Genomic DNA, 16,035 nt, shown 5'->3' with positions numbered 1-16,035 from the left:
TTCTTGCAAGATTAGAAAGGTGAACCTCCGGTTCGAACTTATACTTTCTGGCTACTATTATAAGAAAAACCGTCAGGGTTGCAGCTCAGCGCAACCCTGACGGTTTTTTTGTATGCAAGCCAATTTGGCGATGAATGGATGAAGGTGTTAATCCAGGACGGCATCGCCTTCTCTTAACGCCTGCTGCAGCTCCGTGATGTTGATATCGCCCGGATTCAAGCCATGCCGGAAAGCGATTCCTGCAGCTGTTCCAGCGGCTTGCCCGGTAGCCATACAGCTCGGAGTCAGGCGAGTCGTAGCTAACGCTTCATGAGTGGTGGAGATGCATCTTCCGCCAGTTAATAAATTGTCGATACCTTGCGGAAGCAGGCAGCGGTATGGAATGTCATAAGCGCCATCGCCTTCCACCCATGCGGCTGTAACGCCTTTACCTGACGGATCATGGATGTCGATTGGATATCCGCTGCGCGCAATTACATCATCGAAGCGGCGGCCTTCCACGACATCTGCAACCTGAAGAGCATAAGCTCCATCAATTCGTCTTGTTTCCCTTACTCCTATTTGCGCACCGACCTGTGAAATGGATGCCCGTTCAAAGCCGGGCAAGTTCTTGGTCATAAAGTTAGCAACCTGCATAACCTGCTTGCGTCCTAACGTTTCCGCTTCAGTCAAGTCCTCGATGTTAGTGCCATCCATACCCTGTACGCGCGTGGTGTTCACGAGCACCTCATCCTCATTAGGACCTGTAAAGAACAAGACCTGATCGCGATTAATAGGCAGATTCGCTTCCTTCCAATGCTTGAAATAGCCCATTACACCGGACAAAGGCAGCTCCGGCAGCTCCGCGAAAGGAGTTTTTCTATAAAACTCATCCGGATGGTCGAGCATATATTGCTTGACCTTCGCCAGATCGACTCCTCGCATACGGAATTTCATCGTCATTGGCTGTGTTTTGCCGTCCTCCTCACGCCCTTTTAAGCAGGGAGCTCCTGATAAATATGCGATATCCGCATCGCCTGTTGTATCAATGAAGATGCTGCCCTCAACATGGATCCGTCCGGATTTGCCAGTCACTTGAATGGATTGGATACGTCCATCTTTCACTTGTACAGCATCGGTGAAGCTGTGAAGCAGCAGCCGCACCCCGGCTTCCTTAAGCATGTCGACCGCTAATATTTTATAAACCTCCGGATGGTAGGGGGTAATTGTGTGTACGAATCCGACAGTATCCCGCAAGTGACCTGGCGAAGCACCTTGAGCGGCTAGACGGTCAATAATTTCTTGACCTATCCCTCGAATCACCTGCTTGCCATCCGTTGTATGGAAGGTCATCCAGGGATACACTAGTGCTGCCGTGGACATTCCTCCAACAAAGCCGTACCGTTCGATCAGAACCGTCGATGCTCCGCTCCTTCCTGCTGCAATTGCCGCACATACGCCGGCGGGACCTCCTCCTACTACGACAATGTCTGCTTTTATAGTTTGGTTAGCTGTAGACATTTGTTTCACTCCTCGTTATTTGCATCATGAATTGGTTTTAAGTATAAAAGAAAATAAACATTAAAATTAGTTTAACTTTAGTTTAAAATACAATGGTGTAGGAAATTCCTTGCTAGGAATGGTATTTCGAGGTTATTTGCGGGACTATGTGGCTTAAGCGTGGCTAGGGGGGACATCAAGGGGCGAAAGTGGCTCTTTTTTAAAGAGATTAGAGTAGAAGTTTGTAGCGGAGATTCACCTTTCTTTTCTCGCAAAAAAAGCTGCCTTTAAGACAAGTAGGTATCTTCGTCGAAAGGGTAGGGTAGTGGCGAAGCTGTGATGCGATGCGATGCGATGATCTCTGGAGGTTTTTGTACGGAACTGAGAGTTCCGTTATTCCATCAGCAGCTTACAATCTAATGCGATAGCGGAAGCCGGAGTTCCGTTATGTTGGGCGAATAGGAGCATTATGCATAAAATCAGAGAGATAACGGAACTGGTTGTTCCCGTATCTCTCTAATTTTTGTGCTTTCCAGCTTTTAGAGGAACAAATGCTTCCGCTATTGCCCCTCACTTCCGTGGATGAAGTACAACAAATCAAATATAAAACTTCCTGCAATCCATACAATAATCTACATGCTGGGGCACTGACGAATAATCTATTGAGTTAACTGAGAGCTTGTTTTCATGCGGACAAACATCTTGAAGTTCCTTTTTTAATGCATCATGTTTTTTATACAGGAATGAGATTTCATCTTGGACCCTATTAATTTCTATATGTAATTGTTCATAACTTTTCATATACGAACACTCCTCTTCTTTCAAATTAACCATAGATTAACAGATAGCAAGTAAGAAGGTGCTCGAAAACAGTTGTCGTAATATGAATGATATTGGGGAAAAGCTACAATAGTTACAAGCTAATCTGTAAAATAAATCAACAACGAAGTACGATTTTACAAAAACATCATATTTAAGATACACTCAACTTCGAGGTGAATTTATATGTCAAAAAGCTCGATGTGGTGGATAATTGCACTAGCCTGGTGCGTCATGATTTTTTGTATCACTGCATCTCCTGCAGCTACAAGCGAAAATACGTCATGGATAGTAAAAAATTTAACAAGTGCTCCACCAGCAATTGTAAACATTCTTGATTTTATAATTAGAAAAATGGCGCATGTTAGCTTGTTTGGTTTGCTTGCCCTCTTTCTTTTCCTTGCGAACCAAAAAAGAAAGCGAGCGCTAGCAATAGCCTGGGTTTTAACCACTCTATATGGCGCGACAGATGAATTTCATCAAATTTTTACACCAGGACGGACTCCTGCAATAACTGATGTTGGAATCGATTCATTTGGTGCGATTGTTGTTTTGTTTTTATTTTTCCAAATCCGCAAGTCACGATTTTTTAAAGGTAACAGACCTTGAGGTTGTCTATGGAACAGAGATTTGGAAGTGAAAATCTTGGAAGGTGAGGGAAGAAGCCTTGTCGAGAAAAAAAAGTGTCACGCTAAAGGATCTTGCCAACGAGCTTGGCGTCACGATTCAAACGATATCCAAGGCACTTCGGGGGCATCCAGGCATGTCTGAGGAAACGAGGCAATTGATTTGGCAAAAAGCCAATGAAAAGGGCTATCGAACCAAAGAGCAGCTGCGGCAGCTGGAACAAGATCGTATCCCTCCTTATCCGGTGTTCCAACGGCGGTTTGTGCTTGTACAAAGCGAGCAGTCGCTCGGCTTTCACCGGCTCTTGATGCAGGGGCTTCATGAGCGTTTTGCAGAATATGGACACCGTATCACTCCGTTGGTTTTACCGCAAAGCTTGCAGCCTGCACGGTTCGAGGAGTGGGTAGAGGAGCAATCGATTCTGTATGCAGATGGCATCTTTATTGCGCCCCGCGTCACACCGGATTGGTTCGAGGAGCGGCTTTTGCAGCTGGATGCTCCACGAATATTGTTGAATTTCCCGCCGCCGGAAGCGAAGGTGGACAGCGTGGTATGGGATGTGTACGAAGCGATGTATGTATGCGTACGGACATTGCATCGCAAAGGACATCGCAACATTATGTACGTAGGGGACATAAGCTCGCAGAGGGGATTTATTTTACGCTGGCAGGCGTTTGTGGAAGCTATGAAAGAGTGTGGTGGAGACATTCGACCGGAGCAGCATGTTGTTGAAGAGCGCCGCAATGACGAGCAGTGGCTGGACTTGGTGGAGCAAAGATTCAAAAAGGCAGAACCAACAGCAGTTATTTGTGGAATTGATGAAGATGTGACCCCAATCTATTACCGATTGAAGTCTCTAGTGGAGATTCCCCGGGAATGCTCGTTCATTGGATTTCTAAATGAGCCTTCGGCTATGCTTCCACTGGTGGACAGGCCGTCGCTGCTTATTCGGGAGACAGGCTATCGGGCGGCTGACCGGATGTTGTGGCGTATTGCCAACCCTCAGCAGCCCTATGAGCATATTCGACTGAGGGCCGGTTTCCAGCCTGGAAATACAGTAGCTTTTGCTTGAGCGATTAGTCATATCAAGATAAGGGACAAAGCACAGCTTCTTTACTAAAAGTACAAATGGTATAAGTTGACAAGCTATTCGGGCAGGTGTACTCTGAACATACAAATAGGTCGATTTACCTAGAATATTTTCAGGTACAGGAGGCGGATAGGATTGAAAACAGATTATGAACACGTGACCTCAAAAGGAAGTCTTGGGCTTCAGGAAAGTGGATCGGATGTTTTGAGGATGGGCAGTTTGCTTAAGAACAGCGTGCATTTCTGCCCGGTACAATTGAACAAGCGCACAATAGTTGGGCTCTGGATTCTTATGGGAATCAGTCTAGTTACGGCTATTTGGTTGAATGCTACCCACTACCACCCTGCACTGTTAGGGATTTATGCTGTGCCGGTCATTATTTTTGCATTATTTGTATTGAATGTATATTTGGTAGGGACTTTTGCTGCTGCAGTGGTTACTTTGTGGCTCTATTTCACGGAAACCGGCTGGATTGCATTGGCAGGTGCGGGAGGCATGCTGGTAGTAGCTTTGTTAATGCATCGGGTTGTCATTGTTTCTCGGCGTAACTTCCGGCAAAAAGCTGAATATGAAGAATTGTTTATGAATACGATTTTATCCTTTTCGAAAACGATTGATGCTCGCGATCCCTACACCTCGTTTCATTCCAAAAATGTAGCCGGCTATGCGCAGAAAATCGCTACAGAGTTGGGGTTATCGAAGCGGGAGATAGAAGCTGTACATCTCGCTGGATTGATACATGATATCGGCAAGATCGGGACGCCTGAAGGCATTTTGCAAAAGGAGAGCAGACTTACGGATGAAGAGTTCGAAATTATGAAGCGTCATGCGGAGGATGGCTATCAAATTATAAAGGATATCAAGCGACTGCAGGAGCTTGGAGCCTCTGAAATGATCCGGCATCATCATGAGCGTATGGACGGCCGAGGCTACCCGTTAGGTTTGAAGGGGGAGGAAATTCCACTCGGAGCACGGATTTTGGCGGCGAGCGACGCCTTCGATGCTATGACAACGAATCGTTCCTATCGGCAGAAGCTTTCAATTGAAACAGCGGCTGAAGAGCTGCGGAGACACAGCGGTACGCAGTTTGATCCGCAGGTGGCCGATGCTCTCTTGAAGGTTCTGGTGCGCGAAGAGATGATACCTGCAGAACAGTTAGTGGGATCCGATCTAAGGATGGCTGCGCTGCAAAAAACATACTGAAAGTATAAAACCGCCTTACGATCAGCTTATTCGACAGCCGATCTATAAGGCGGTTTTTAGTATCAGCGGTTAGTAAACGAGGTGAACGTACTGTACAGCATCGAGGTCAGGTTCAATCCGATATAATCGGCGCCCCATGCTCTATGCTGCTCCAGCATGGCCCGGTCTGGAGCAAGAATACCTACGGGAATTCCATATTTACGCCCGGCGGCAAGGACCTTATCATGCATTGCTTTGAGCTCGGGATGATTTTGCTGGTCCGGATATCCGACGCTGACAGACAAGTCGGTAGGTCCGACAAAGGCGAGATCAATGCCGCTTTGCATAATATCATCGATGTGCTCGACAGCTTGCGGAGTTTCAATATGAACGCAGACGAGGACATCATCGTTGCTCTGCTGCAAATAGCTGCTGCCTTTCCTTATACCGTATTGCGCGGCACGTACGGAGTAAGCGGCACCCCGGTTGCCGAGCGGGGGGAATTTGGCAGCTGCGACCACAGCGCGAGCTTCCTCTCCTGTGTTAATTTGCGGCACATGAACGCCTTTGGCTCCACGGTCTAGAGCTTTGAGTATTTCCGAAGGTGCAGAGCTGACCACACGCACAATTGGAGTTACGCCTGATACTTCACAGGCACGAATCATTTCCTCTACTTCCGACCAGCTGAATGAACCATGCTCATTATCAATTAGCACGAAGTCGAAGCCGGAATGGCCTAAGATTTCTGCCAGAGCCGGAGAATAAATGCCGACAAAGCAGCCAAGTGCAGATTTGCCTTCTTTCATCATTTGTTTGATTGGGTTACTCATAGCTTGTTGTCTCTCCTCAATATTAAAGTTGTAAAATTATATACTTGATAGCCGATACATCGAAAAGCTTGAATACGCTTACGATTCTTGGAGTAATGTCGGCCGCAACTAACCGTTAAATTCCGCTAATGCAGCGAGCAGTGCTTTTATGTAGCCTACGGAATAAGTCCACGCCAACAGGTGATTGTTGTCATCGCCCTCTAATTGAGGCATATGGTCTGCATTCAAACAACCGCTAAACCCTATTTTATTTAATGCCAGTACGATTCTGAACATATTCATATCGCCGTCATCCAGAAGCGCTTCTTCAAAGCCATAGGCAGTCGCCAGGCTCCCCCTGACATTACGCAAGTGTACAGAAAAGATTCGGCCCTTGCGTCCGTAATTTTGGATCTCGTCCAACACAAGCGAAGATCCTCCAGCCTCGCCCCTTGTTCCTACACAGTATACGTAGCCGACCCTTTTACTTGGAAAAGCATCAATGATCCGGTGGAAGCCAAGGCTGCTGTAAGGCATTCCCGGAAGCGGCGTATCTGTAGGGTGCATGGCCAGCAGCAGCTTATGCTCCTCTGCGGCCGGTACCAACTGCGAATAAACATCACAAAAGCGGGACCACCAGTGTTCCTGCTCTTCTTTGGTGGGAAGTCCAGTCATAATGTTGGCCCAATTCTCGCCGCGTGCAGTCAAGCCCCCACGTTGTTTGGCACTGTACATTACATTTTTATCAAACCGGTTATCACCTTGAATTCTTTGTCGTACCATAGGAATTCCGGCTTCGCCAAATACTTTCATAGCGACTACTGAATGCTTGAGCTCTTGTTCGGAGCCCTCCAATTGTTCCACAAAGCGACTCGATATATCCGGTAACGTTACTCGATTGATGTCCATTCCCCAAGATTGAATTCGTTTCTTGAGCTTAATAAGCTCGTCCAAATCAGGGTAGCCCTGTTCCTTAACTCCTGCAAATGAGGATCCATTTCCAAAGTCAATGCAGTCGACACCAATTTGCGTTAGCAGCCTCAGGTGGCTGTCCGATACATCGGTTCGGGTGAGTGTAACTGATACCTTCAAGGGTGAATCTCCTCCGTTTCTGTAAGGAAAGCCTAATTTTCATACCTGTACTTGGGTGAACAACATGTCGATTGTACCACGGTAGAGGTTATTTGAGAACGTTTTCTTAGGTGAATATTGATCAATTGCCCTTTGATATTTTGCTTCGGGGGTCATGAATACTCCAGCCAGTCCATATATTAATTGTGGGTAGATCGCAATTTTATATATAAATGGAGTGAGTCATTTGAGTGGACAACCGGCGGTGCAGCAGTTAGTTTTGGATATCTCCGGAATGACATGCGCAACATGCGCAGCACGAATAGAAAAGGTTGTAGGAAGAATAGACGGTGTTGAACGAATAAATGTCAACTTAGCGCTGCACCGGGCTTCTGTGGCAATTATTCCGGATAAGGCCAGCATGGAGCAAATTGAAAGCAAAATAGAGCAGCTGGGATTCACTGTTCGTAAGCGAAGCTCTTTTACAGCCAAACAGGAGCTTCGGGATGCTGACGATTCGTTTGAGATTCGACGCACCGGCTTGAGGTTTATGATCTCATTTATACTAATGCTGCCTTTTATTTGGGCTATGGCTAAACATCATGACTTCTCATCGGCCTTATGGGTTCCTGACTTGATCGTCAACCCCTGGTTTCAATTGGCCATAGCAACACCGGTGCAGTTTATAATCGGTCTCCCTTTTTATGTAAAAGCTTTTCATGCTTTGAAAAATGGCAGCGCCAATATGGACGTACTGGTAGTAATGGGTACTTCAGCTGCTTATGTATACAGCCATTATCTGATGTTTCATCCTACTATGGGTCATGCTGCTCATGAGGCATCGGGCGTGGTGAGCCAGCATGCAGCATTGTATTTTGATGCCAGTGTGATGATTATGACCATTGTCTGGTTCGGAAAATGGCTGGAAGCGATAGCCCGCAAAAGAACATTAGGCAGTCTGCAGCAAATGTATGCACTGCGCCCTGTAACGGCACATGTCGTGAGGGGAGGCCAAGAGTTTCGGGTTCCATTCGCTGAGATATGCAGCGGGGACCTTCTTATTGTACGGCCGGGTGAAAGTATTCCGGCCGACGGTTATGTAGTTGAGGGTCATTCCGCTGTTAATGAAGCGATGGTCAGCGGAGAGAGTATTCCGGTAGACAAACAGCCGGGAGCCCGTGTAGTTAGTGGAACTATCAATACTAACGGTGTATTGAAAGTGAAGGCAGTTGAGGTAGGCGCCAGTTCGACATTGGCGCGGATGATAGGGTTAATGGAGGAAGCTCAGACATCGAAAGCTCCTATTCAACGATTGGCGGATAGTATTTCCGCTGTATTTGTGCCTGTTATTATTGCATTGGCATCAGTCACATATGCCATATGGTATTTGCTCCTGGAGCCGGGTGAAGCTGGAGGGGCGCTGGAGAAGGGAATATCGGTGCTGCTTATTGCTTGCCCATGCGCACTTGGATTGGCTACACCTACATCGATTTTGGTTGGTTCAGGCAGGGCAGCCCAATCGGGCATTTTATTCAAAGAAGGCAAACATTTGGAAATAGTTCCCCGTACTGATGTGCTGCTTCTGGATAAAACCGGAACCATAACCGTTGGTTTACCTAAGCTGGTCGGAATTATGGCGGTGCGCGGATCCGAGTCATCATTGCTTCGCACACTTGCGGCAGCAGAGCAGCATTCCGAGCATCCGTTGGCCCACCCAATCGTTGAGGCTGCAAAGCTGCAAAGGCTGGTTCTGCCGGAATGCGGGAGCTTCGCTGCAATCCCAGGGCATGGGATTCGTGCTAACGTTGAAGGACGGGAAGTGCTTGTGGGAACACGCAAATGGCTGCTGGAGCAGGGTGTGCCTCCGCTTCCTGCATTCAACCGCATCGAGCGATGGGAGCAGCAGGGCTGCAACGTTGTGTTTGCAGCTATAGACGGAGCCTGGGCCGGTGCTGTTGCTTTGAGTGACATCATTAAGCCAACATCACGCAAGGCAGTGCAGCAGCTTAATGCGCTTGGAATCACAGTGATGATGGTGACCGGTGATCATCGGTCTACTGCCGAGGCAATAGCAAGACAAGCCGGAATTCGGCATGTGTTTGCCGAACGACTGCCGGAGGGCAAGGCGGCATTGGTTAAGGAGCTGCAGGAGCAAGGCCGCAAAGTAACCATGGTGGGCGATGGCATTAACGATGCTCCTGCCTTGTCTGCTGCGGATATAGGTATAGCTGTGGCACGTGGAACGGATGTTGCCAAGGCGGCGGCAGATGTCATACTGCTAAAAAACGATTTGAACGGTTTAATCCGAATGATCCACATCAGCCGCAGTACGATGCGCGTTATCCGGCAAAATCTCGGATTTTCACTGCTCTATAATGCGATGGCGATTCCATTTGCGGTCAGTGGCTATCTTGCTCCCTGGATGGCCTGTACGGCTATGGCATTCAGCTCCGTAACCGTATTATGCAATGCATTAAGGCTGCGTCGTTCTTAATAAATTATGTAATTTGCGAATATGGATGAAAAAAGCTGGCGAATGAGGCAGGGGAAAGCAAGTCTGACTTGAAGGAGTGTTCTTTATTGTAAATATGGATGGTCTTATGCTCGCCGCATTGACCGGTATTCTGGGAGCCCCTCACTGTATAGGTATGTGTGGAGGAACGGTCAGCGGCTTTGCTCTTAATGCCGAGGCGAGTGCGTTTCGTGCGGTTTCTGCATATAATCTGGGCAGAATAACGACCTATACGGGGCTGGGGGCCCTTATGGGAACTGTGGGCTCCTTCGTGGAAACGGCAGGGAAGCTTGCCGGGCTGCAGGGGATAGCGAGCATTGCAGGCGGAGTACTTATTTTGCTTTGGGTTTTTAGAAAATACGCAATTCCTTTGGGCAGCTGGGGACCTCTGAGAATTCCGTTTCTCAGAAGCTTATCACTCAAGCTGAAAAGCCGCAGAGAAATGAGTGCCATCTATGGCAGCGGCGTGCTGCTTGGGTTCATCCCTTGCGGGATGACCTACGCGATGCAGATGAATGCAGCATCCAGCAGCGGAGCATGGAGCGGAGCCTTGATTATGGCAGTGTTTGGGCTAGCAACACTGCCTGCGCTGTATTTTGCCGGTTTGTTCGCCGGAGTATTCAAGAAATCTCTGCGCGGTAAGCTGCTCTGGGCCGGTCAAGCTGTGGCCATATGGATTGGCGTTCTATCTGTGCTGCGCGGGATGGCTGCTAACAGCTGGATTCTTAGCATCCATCCGTGGTTGTGGTGAAGAAGCGAGGGTTGATTCACGAGCGCGACTTCAATGATTTTTATTTCCAGCGCGCGCGAATCCCGGGCGCACGTTGCGGGATTGCATAGCTGTTGGTCGAACCCCACAGGGGGTTCCCTAGCGACTATCGGCGTACCGTCAAAAAAGGATGCTCAACCGTAAACGTCCGCCCATCTAATTGCACTTTCACTTCAGCTGCTGATTTCCCAGCCATCAACGGAATTCCGTCCCCCTGATAAACTCCAGGCTGGATTTCCTTAGCTTTGACTGTACTGGTTCCACAGAACATATCAGGCATATAAATCGTTATGTCGACCGCAGCTCCGCTTGCGGGTCGTTGATCAGCGTTATGAATTGTGACTGTGAACGGATTAGGCTTCAGCATGACGGCCTCTGTTGAATTGGTCAAACTCACTTGAAACGTGTAAGCTTCCTGCACAAGCTCTGTTGTCGGCCTGTAAGAAGGTGAAGCCGCACCTATACCGGCTCCGGTCATCAGCCATCCGAAAAACGCAATGACAGCAAGCACAGCCGTACAGCAGAAGAGCATGTTGCCCCGATTTATGATCATATTATCTACCTGCTTTCCTTGGGCATAAGCTGATAATCAATAGTACAGCCTCATCGAGAGGAGTTCGAATGAAGCTCTTCTAATAATTATCGCGGCACGCGCAGGTTTATGCCTTTTTCGACTAGCAAGTTAAGTCTTAGGCTGTACCCGCAGGTCCTTGCTTAAACTCATTCGCTGCTTGGCGCATTAGGAGCCATTCCTGTAATGAAGTAGTTTGAGCTTCGAATGAAAAATGCACCTCTAGTGTACTGGGAATCGTTCCGGTAAGAACAAACCCACATACGAAAAGAGGCGCATATAGGAAGTATGAAACAGAAACAGAAACAGAAACAACGTATTACGCGAATTACAGAAGGTACTCTGGTTGTTGGTGTAGATATTGCCAAAAAGATTCATGTCGCCCGAGCCGTGCCGTGGATTTTCGTGGTATTAGCTTGGCACAAAGATTGTGTTTTTCATAGCGATCGAGAAGGATTAATGAAGCTAACGGCGTGGATGACGGAATAGCGTATATCCATTTTTAAGAAAACACTTTAGTTAATAAAAAAACGCCATGCGGCGTCCTGGATGTACAGTTTACGTTTGTGCTTGATAAGAGAAGAGGGATGAGGGATGAGGGATGAGGGATGAGGGATGAGGGATGAGGGATGAGGGATGAGGGACGAGGGATGAGGGACGAGGGATGAGGGATGAGGGACGAGGGATGAGGGATGAGGGATGAGGGATGAGGGATGAGGGATGAGGGATGAGGGATGAGGGATGAGGGATGAGGGATGAGGGATGAGGGATAAGGGGAGAGGAAAGAGGAAAGAGGAAAGAGGGGATTGGGGAGAGGGAAGAGGGGGATGGAGATTGAGATGTGGCACCACGGGTTTCATGGGCAATTCTCTAGGTAGGGCAGATTGCGGTCGACAATTGATTTAGCAGGAATTTATCCAGCTATTAGGCCTGTTTGATTGTTTTATATCCATATAACTGGAAATCCTCCTGCTAATTTCACCTATATCGATCAATTCTGTCCAATAGCCACCAATTTACATGAGGTTTTCCAGTTAAATTGATTTTTAACGATATCCATGGAGAATTAACAGGAGGATTTCCATCTATTGGTTTTATTTCCAACGCACGTGAATCCTGGGCGTGAATCGCGGCGTTGCATGCCGTTCGGTCGAATACTGCAGCTAAACGAAAATCATAGACTTCAGTGAGAAGTACATGATTTTCCTTCTAACAGTTCAGCACGATGTTTCCAGTTAACTTTCTAGAATGTAGGTCATAATCGGCTGCGCAGTTCTCAAGGACGAATCCTTCAATCTTTACTTTCCTGCTTCACGCCAAGCTGAGCTTGAATCCAACGTCGCGCCTCCTCTATTTGAATCGGCATAGAGGCGCGATCATCCCATAAACCTTGGAACAGCTGAGCCACTGGAGGAAGGTCAAGGTTAGCCTCCTCCAGCAGCTGCGGATGCTCGCAGAACAGCTCTCTCGGGCTCATATTCCCCAAGCAAGCCCCGTCCTTCACGACGATTACATGATCGGCCCATTCGGCAACAAGCTGCATGTTGTGAGTTGCGATAATGACGGTTTTTCCATTCGTTATAAGCAGTTCCATAATTTTCTGGATATGCTTTTGCCCGGATGGATCAAGAAAAGCCATAGGCTCATCCAAAATAACCACATCCGTATCCATGGCTATAACGCCGGCCACAGCTACCTGCTTCTTCTGTCCGAAGCTCAGCTCGCTTGGATTAAGGTCAGCAAGATGAGCTACCCCTACCAGCTCCATACTTTCCACGGCACGCTGCTTGGCTTCCCCTGCGGAAAGCCCCAGCTGTGTCGGTCCAAACGCTACATCATCCTTCACAGTCATTGAGATGATCTGATCATCCGGATCCTGGAATACAACTCCAACCCGCCGTACAAGCTCAGCTTGTATTTTCTTATTCAAGCGTTCTCCTTTAAATAGGATTTCACCGGATTCTGAGCTGAACAAACCATTCATATGGAAAATCAGCGTTGATTTACCGGCACCGTTTGGTCCGACAATGGCTGTTTTTTTGCCTAGCGGTATAGCGAAGCTAATTTCATTAAGAGCTGCCGCTCTATCCTGCTTGTAGCGATAGCTAACCTTGTTAAATTCAAAGACGGTTTCAACCGGCTTGCTCCTCGAATCTGCCTTATCCATTGTATCTTCGATATCTCTAGTATCCATAGTATCACTCACATCTACCTTATCCACCCTAATCACCGCCCCATAATATCGTACACAAAAACAATCAATACCGGAATCAACCACACCGGCATAAGCGCCCAATCTGCTGCTGCTGCCGGGGCAAGCTCCAGCTGGGGAGGGATGCCTCTATAGCCCCGAGACATCATCCCCATATATATTCGCTCAGACCGCGCAAGCGAACGAAGCAGTAGATTGCCGAGCAGCTGCGAGAGCACAGCATAGCTCGACCATGAAAAGAAGCTGCGCTGCTTCATCCCTCGGCTCCGCAAAGCTTGAAACATCCGGACTGCCTCCTCACGGATTACATCCGTAAAGCGCAGTGTAAACAGTATGAGCTCAATAAAGATTCCCGGTACCCGCAGCCGAACCAAAGCCTGGAAAAATTCTGGAATTGTCATACGGTAAAACAACAATGTCAGCAGCTGTAAGGTGAAGAGCAGTCTCGTGGCATAAATGGATGCCTTTTCCACTCCATACATGGAAACGTCAAGAAAGCCCACGTGAACTATGAAGCGATCCTCATACAAGGAGAAGAACAGCAGTGAGAACACGATAAAAGGAAGTGCAAACCGCAGCCTGCGCCATAAATAGGAGAAAGGAACTCGGCACAATGCGAGCAATAGCTGTCCGTATGCAAGCAGAAAAATAAGCGTATCCAAATGCTTGATGGAGACGCCCATAATAATTAACATAAGTACTATTATAATTTTATAAGGCGGGTATTGAATAAGAAAGCTCATCGGTTGCGCCCTGTGAGCAGTTTGCCAATCAGAAGGAAGAATCCGAAGGTAAGCGCAACTCCCAATAATCCTGCCAAGCTTGAGGAGAACCAGGAATCCATCCCTGGAATCGCATAATCTGGCAAAGGAGATGGTAGAATGCTAGCGGCGGCATGCTCTATGTAGCCTGTTTCTTCACCTGCTTTTTCAAATCCATCCGGGCTTGAGGAAGCAAATAATGAAATGAATCCTCCGATAACCAACGATACAATGAACCAGCTTATAATATTTTTTTTCATTGAGTCAACGACTCCTCTTGTCTAAGTTGAAACGATGATCGAAGCGCGAACGGAAGAACGATTGCTGTAATGATGCCTTCTCCGATCCCGATGAAGGTGTGCCAGAATAACAATGCTTTTACCCCTGTTCCAAAAGGTACGACTCCGGATAAGGCCAGTTCAACTGCAACTACCAATGTAACGGACTGGACGCTGAGCCAGCTGGTTATAAATATTTTTACCGACCGCGGAATAAAGGAAACGGATCGCAGAAGGCGGTATACAAGCGCAGCGGCACCGGGAGCCAGAATAGCCATGTTCAACAAATTAGTGCCCAGAGCGGTAATTCCTCCGTCCTGAAAGACGATTGCCTGAATGGCGACTACGGTTGTCATTATGAGTGTAGCCGGCCAGAAGCCAAACAATAAAGCGGCTAAAGCTCCTCCGATAAGATGACCCGAGGTTGCTGCTCCGAGCAAAGGGAAATTAATCATCTGCGATGCAAAAATAAAAGCGGACATAACGCCCATCACAGGTACGGCGCGATATTGCAGCTTGCTTCTGGAATACTGCACGCTTTTGGCCAGCACAGCCACCGTAACAACTGCAGAGGACGCCCACACTTTGGGATCCAATATACCATCAGGAATATGCATGTTTCATTCCCCCAATTTTTCATATAAAAAACAGTATTATCATATCACTGTGGCACGAAACTGTAAATGCGTAACACAGATTTTTGTCAGTTATTCCAATGGGAAGATGCAAGGGTTAGTGGTAAATTATAGGGTATAACGGTTAGGGAGATGATAAGCTTGGAACGTAAACGTATATCGAAAACTACTCTTGATGCAGCTGTTATTTGTTTAGGGACATCTAATATAGGAAGTACAATCAGTAATGAGGATTCCAAAGATATTTTGGAAGCTTATACGGCTAATGGCGGTAACTTTCTTGATACGGCAGAGGTATATGCCAACTGGCTGCCGATTGAGCCAAACAGCAGCGAGCGATATCTTGGCAGCTGGATGAAGGAGCATGGGAATAGAAGTGAGATGATCGTAGCTACGAAGGGAGGGCATCCGCTTCTGGATCAAATGTCCGTTTCCAGATTATCGGCTGAGGACATCCGCATCGATCTCGAAGGAAGTTTACAGCGGCTCCAAACTGACTATATAGATCTGTATTACTTGCACCGGGATGATCCGGCATTGCCTGTCGAATCGATGATTGAAGCATTGGAATCTCATGTCCGCAAAGGGAATATACGCTATTATGCTTGCTCCAATTGGACATTGTCCCGGATGGAGGAGGCCCGCAGGTATGCAGAAGAGAAGGGCTATAACGGGTTTGTGGCTGTAAGCAATCTTTGGAGTTTAGCTGAAGTTAACAGGGAGGCTGTTAATGATCCTACTGCAGTTATTACGGATCATGAGCTGCTTGCCTGGCATAAAAGTACGGGCATGCCGCTTATCCCATACAGCTCGCAAGCGAATGGTTTTTTTAGTGGCAAATACCGAAAAGGGATGGAGGCAGATCCTGCTTTGGCTGGCAAATTCCGCAAGTATGGAAACGAGACGAATTTTGCGCGTCTGGAGCGAGTAGAGCAAGCTGCTAGGGAGCATGGGGCAACTTCGAATCAAATTGCTTTAGCTTGTCTTTTGAAGCAGTCGTTTCCTGTATTTCCCGTAGTTGGCTGTAAAAATAAAGAGCATTTAATAGACAGTCTAGGCGCTGCCAATATTGACCTTAATCCGGAAACCGTTTCTTATATAGAGGGGACCCTTTAGCCGAATACCCCCAACAATGATTTAAATAACTACTTGGAAAGAAGCAGCTTTTAAATTAATCTTATTATTGCAGTGTCATTTGTGAAATCATAAATAGCAATTTA

At 47.4% G+C, this 16,035-nt stretch carries 15 protein-coding genes; 7 read left to right on the top strand and 8 right to left on the bottom strand.

Going from position 1 to position 16,035, the window contains the following annotated elements; genetic code table 11:
• Positions 1-147: 147 nt before the first annotated feature.
• Entirely contained in the window at positions 148-1,500 is a 1,353-nt protein-coding gene (locus NV381_RS01160; RefSeq protein ID WP_258211415.1) for an FAD-dependent oxidoreductase, read from the bottom strand.
• 984 nt (positions 1,501-2,484) lie between these two features.
• On the opposite strand from NV381_RS01160, the gene NV381_RS01155 reads away from it, so the two are divergent.
• The 3 genes from NV381_RS01155 to NV381_RS01145 all read left to right on the top strand — a co-directional run bounded on the left by NV381_RS01155 (position 2,485) and on the right by NV381_RS01145 (position 5,218).
• A complete protein-coding gene (locus tag NV381_RS01155; RefSeq protein WP_258211414.1) occupies positions 2,485-2,907 on the top strand; it encodes a VanZ family protein in 423 nt (140 codons plus the stop codon).
• Positions 2,908-2,965: 58 nt separating this feature from the next.
• Positions 2,966-3,997, top strand: coding sequence for a LacI family DNA-binding transcriptional regulator (locus tag NV381_RS01150; RefSeq protein WP_258211413.1), 1,032 nt, complete (start codon positions 2,966-2,968; stop codon positions 3,995-3,997).
• Positions 3,998-4,150: 153 nt separating this feature from the next.
• Positions 4,151-5,218, top strand: coding sequence for an HD-GYP domain-containing protein (locus NV381_RS01145; RefSeq protein WP_258211412.1), 1,068 nt, complete (start codon positions 4,151-4,153; stop codon positions 5,216-5,218).
• 62 nt (positions 5,219-5,280) lie between these two features.
• Here NV381_RS01145 and NV381_RS01140 read toward each other — a convergent pair whose 3' ends face one another.
• Together NV381_RS01140 and NV381_RS01135 are read right to left on the bottom strand one after the other, a co-directional pair.
• Positions 5,281-6,027: an HpcH/HpaI aldolase family protein gene (locus tag NV381_RS01140; RefSeq protein ID WP_258211411.1), complete on the bottom strand. Its 747-nt coding sequence runs from the start codon at positions 6,025-6,027 to the stop codon at positions 5,281-5,283.
• Between the two features lie 108 nt (positions 6,028-6,135).
• Positions 6,136-7,098, bottom strand: a complete 963-nt coding sequence (locus NV381_RS01135; protein WP_258211410.1) for a mannonate dehydratase — start codon at positions 7,096-7,098, stop codon at positions 6,136-6,138.
• Between the two features lie 217 nt (positions 7,099-7,315).
• Between NV381_RS01135 and NV381_RS01130 the strand changes: the two genes are divergently transcribed.
• Both NV381_RS01130 and NV381_RS01125 read left to right on the top strand, forming a co-directional pair.
• Positions 7,316-9,571 (top strand): heavy metal translocating P-type ATPase, encoded by a 2,256-nt coding sequence (locus NV381_RS01130; protein ID WP_419182231.1) that lies wholly within the window; start codon positions 7,316-7,318, stop codon positions 9,569-9,571.
• A 76-nt stretch (positions 9,572-9,647) separates the two neighbouring features.
• Positions 9,648-10,340, top strand: a complete 693-nt coding sequence (locus NV381_RS01125) for a sulfite exporter TauE/SafE family protein (protein ID WP_308861590.1) — start codon at positions 9,648-9,650, stop codon at positions 10,338-10,340.
• Positions 10,341-10,464: 124 nt separating this feature from the next.
• Here the strand turns inward: NV381_RS01125 and NV381_RS01120 are convergent, their stop codons facing one another.
• Positions 10,465-10,911 (bottom strand): FixH family protein, encoded by a 447-nt coding sequence (locus NV381_RS01120; RefSeq protein ID WP_258211408.1) that lies wholly within the window; start codon positions 10,909-10,911, stop codon positions 10,465-10,467.
• A 306-nt stretch (positions 10,912-11,217) separates the two neighbouring features.
• On the opposite strand from NV381_RS01120, the gene NV381_RS01115 reads away from it, so the two are divergent.
• On the top strand, positions 11,218-11,418 hold the full coding sequence (locus NV381_RS01115) for a hypothetical protein (RefSeq protein WP_258211407.1): 201 nt from the start codon (positions 11,218-11,220) through the stop codon (positions 11,416-11,418).
• Between the two features lie 802 nt (positions 11,419-12,220).
• On the opposite strand, the gene NV381_RS01110 is transcribed toward NV381_RS01115, so the two are convergent.
• Genes NV381_RS01110 through NV381_RS01095 form a run of 4 tightly spaced genes read right to left on the bottom strand, consistent with a single transcriptional unit; the run spans position 12,221 to position 14,797 of the window.
• Positions 12,221-13,150: an energy-coupling factor ABC transporter ATP-binding protein gene (locus tag NV381_RS01110; RefSeq protein WP_258211406.1), complete on the bottom strand. Its 930-nt coding sequence runs from the start codon at positions 13,148-13,150 to the stop codon at positions 12,221-12,223.
• Between the two features lie 5 nt (positions 13,151-13,155).
• Positions 13,156-13,884, bottom strand: coding sequence for a cobalt ECF transporter T component CbiQ (gene cbiQ, locus NV381_RS01105; RefSeq protein WP_258211405.1), 729 nt, complete (start codon positions 13,882-13,884; stop codon positions 13,156-13,158).
• The gene (locus NV381_RS01100) at positions 13,881-14,162 is read right to left on the bottom strand and encodes a PDGLE domain-containing protein (RefSeq protein WP_258211404.1); all 282 of its coding nucleotides are present in this window, start codon (positions 14,160-14,162) and stop codon (positions 13,881-13,883) included. Before NV381_RS01100 ends, cbiQ begins: the two co-directional genes overlap by 4 nt.
• Complete coding sequence (locus tag NV381_RS01095) at positions 14,159-14,797, bottom strand: energy-coupling factor ABC transporter permease (protein WP_258211403.1); 639 nt, start codon at positions 14,795-14,797, stop codon at positions 14,159-14,161. The genes NV381_RS01100 and NV381_RS01095 overlap by 4 nt, the downstream gene beginning before the upstream one ends.
• Positions 14,798-14,956: 159 nt before the next feature.
• Between NV381_RS01095 and NV381_RS01090 the strand changes: the two genes are divergently transcribed.
• Complete coding sequence (locus NV381_RS01090; protein ID WP_258211402.1) at positions 14,957-15,931, top strand: aldo/keto reductase; 975 nt, start codon at positions 14,957-14,959, stop codon at positions 15,929-15,931.
• Positions 15,932-16,035 lie beyond the last annotated feature (104 nt).

It is taken from the genome of Paenibacillus radicis (ex Xue et al. 2023) (assembly GCF_024722015.1).
GTDB lineage: Bacteria > Bacillota > Bacilli > Paenibacillales > NBRC-103111 > Paenibacillus_S.
The sequence above is the reverse complement of the archived record's forward strand: the minus strand, read 5'-3'. Positions and strand labels throughout refer to the sequence as shown.

Bases quoted from the DNA above. Each gene is read 5' to 3' on its own strand.
- NV381_RS01095 (WP_258211403.1), bottom strand. From the start codon at position 14,797: ATGCATATTCCTGATGGTATATTGGATCCCAAAGTGTGGGCGTCCTCT.
- NV381_RS01160 (WP_258211415.1), bottom strand. From the start codon at position 1,500: ATGTCTACAGCTAACCAAACTATAAAAGCAGACATTGTCGTAGTAGGA.
- NV381_RS01155 (WP_258211414.1), top strand. From the start codon at position 2,485: ATGTCAAAAAGCTCGATGTGGTGGATAATTGCACTAGCCTGGTGCGTC.
- NV381_RS01120 (WP_258211408.1), bottom strand. From the start codon at position 10,911: ATGATCATAAATCGGGGCAACATGCTCTTCTGCTGTACGGCTGTGCTT.
- cbiQ (WP_258211405.1), bottom strand. From the start codon at position 13,884: ATGAGCTTTCTTATTCAATACCCGCCTTATAAAATTATAATAGTACTT.
- NV381_RS01100 (WP_258211404.1), bottom strand. From the start codon at position 14,162: ATGAAAAAAAATATTATAAGCTGGTTCATTGTATCGTTGGTTATCGGA.
- NV381_RS01140 (WP_258211411.1), bottom strand. From the start codon at position 6,027: ATGAGTAACCCAATCAAACAAATGATGAAAGAAGGCAAATCTGCACTT.
- NV381_RS01115 (WP_258211407.1), top strand. From the start codon at position 11,218: ATGAAACAGAAACAGAAACAGAAACAACGTATTACGCGAATTACAGAA.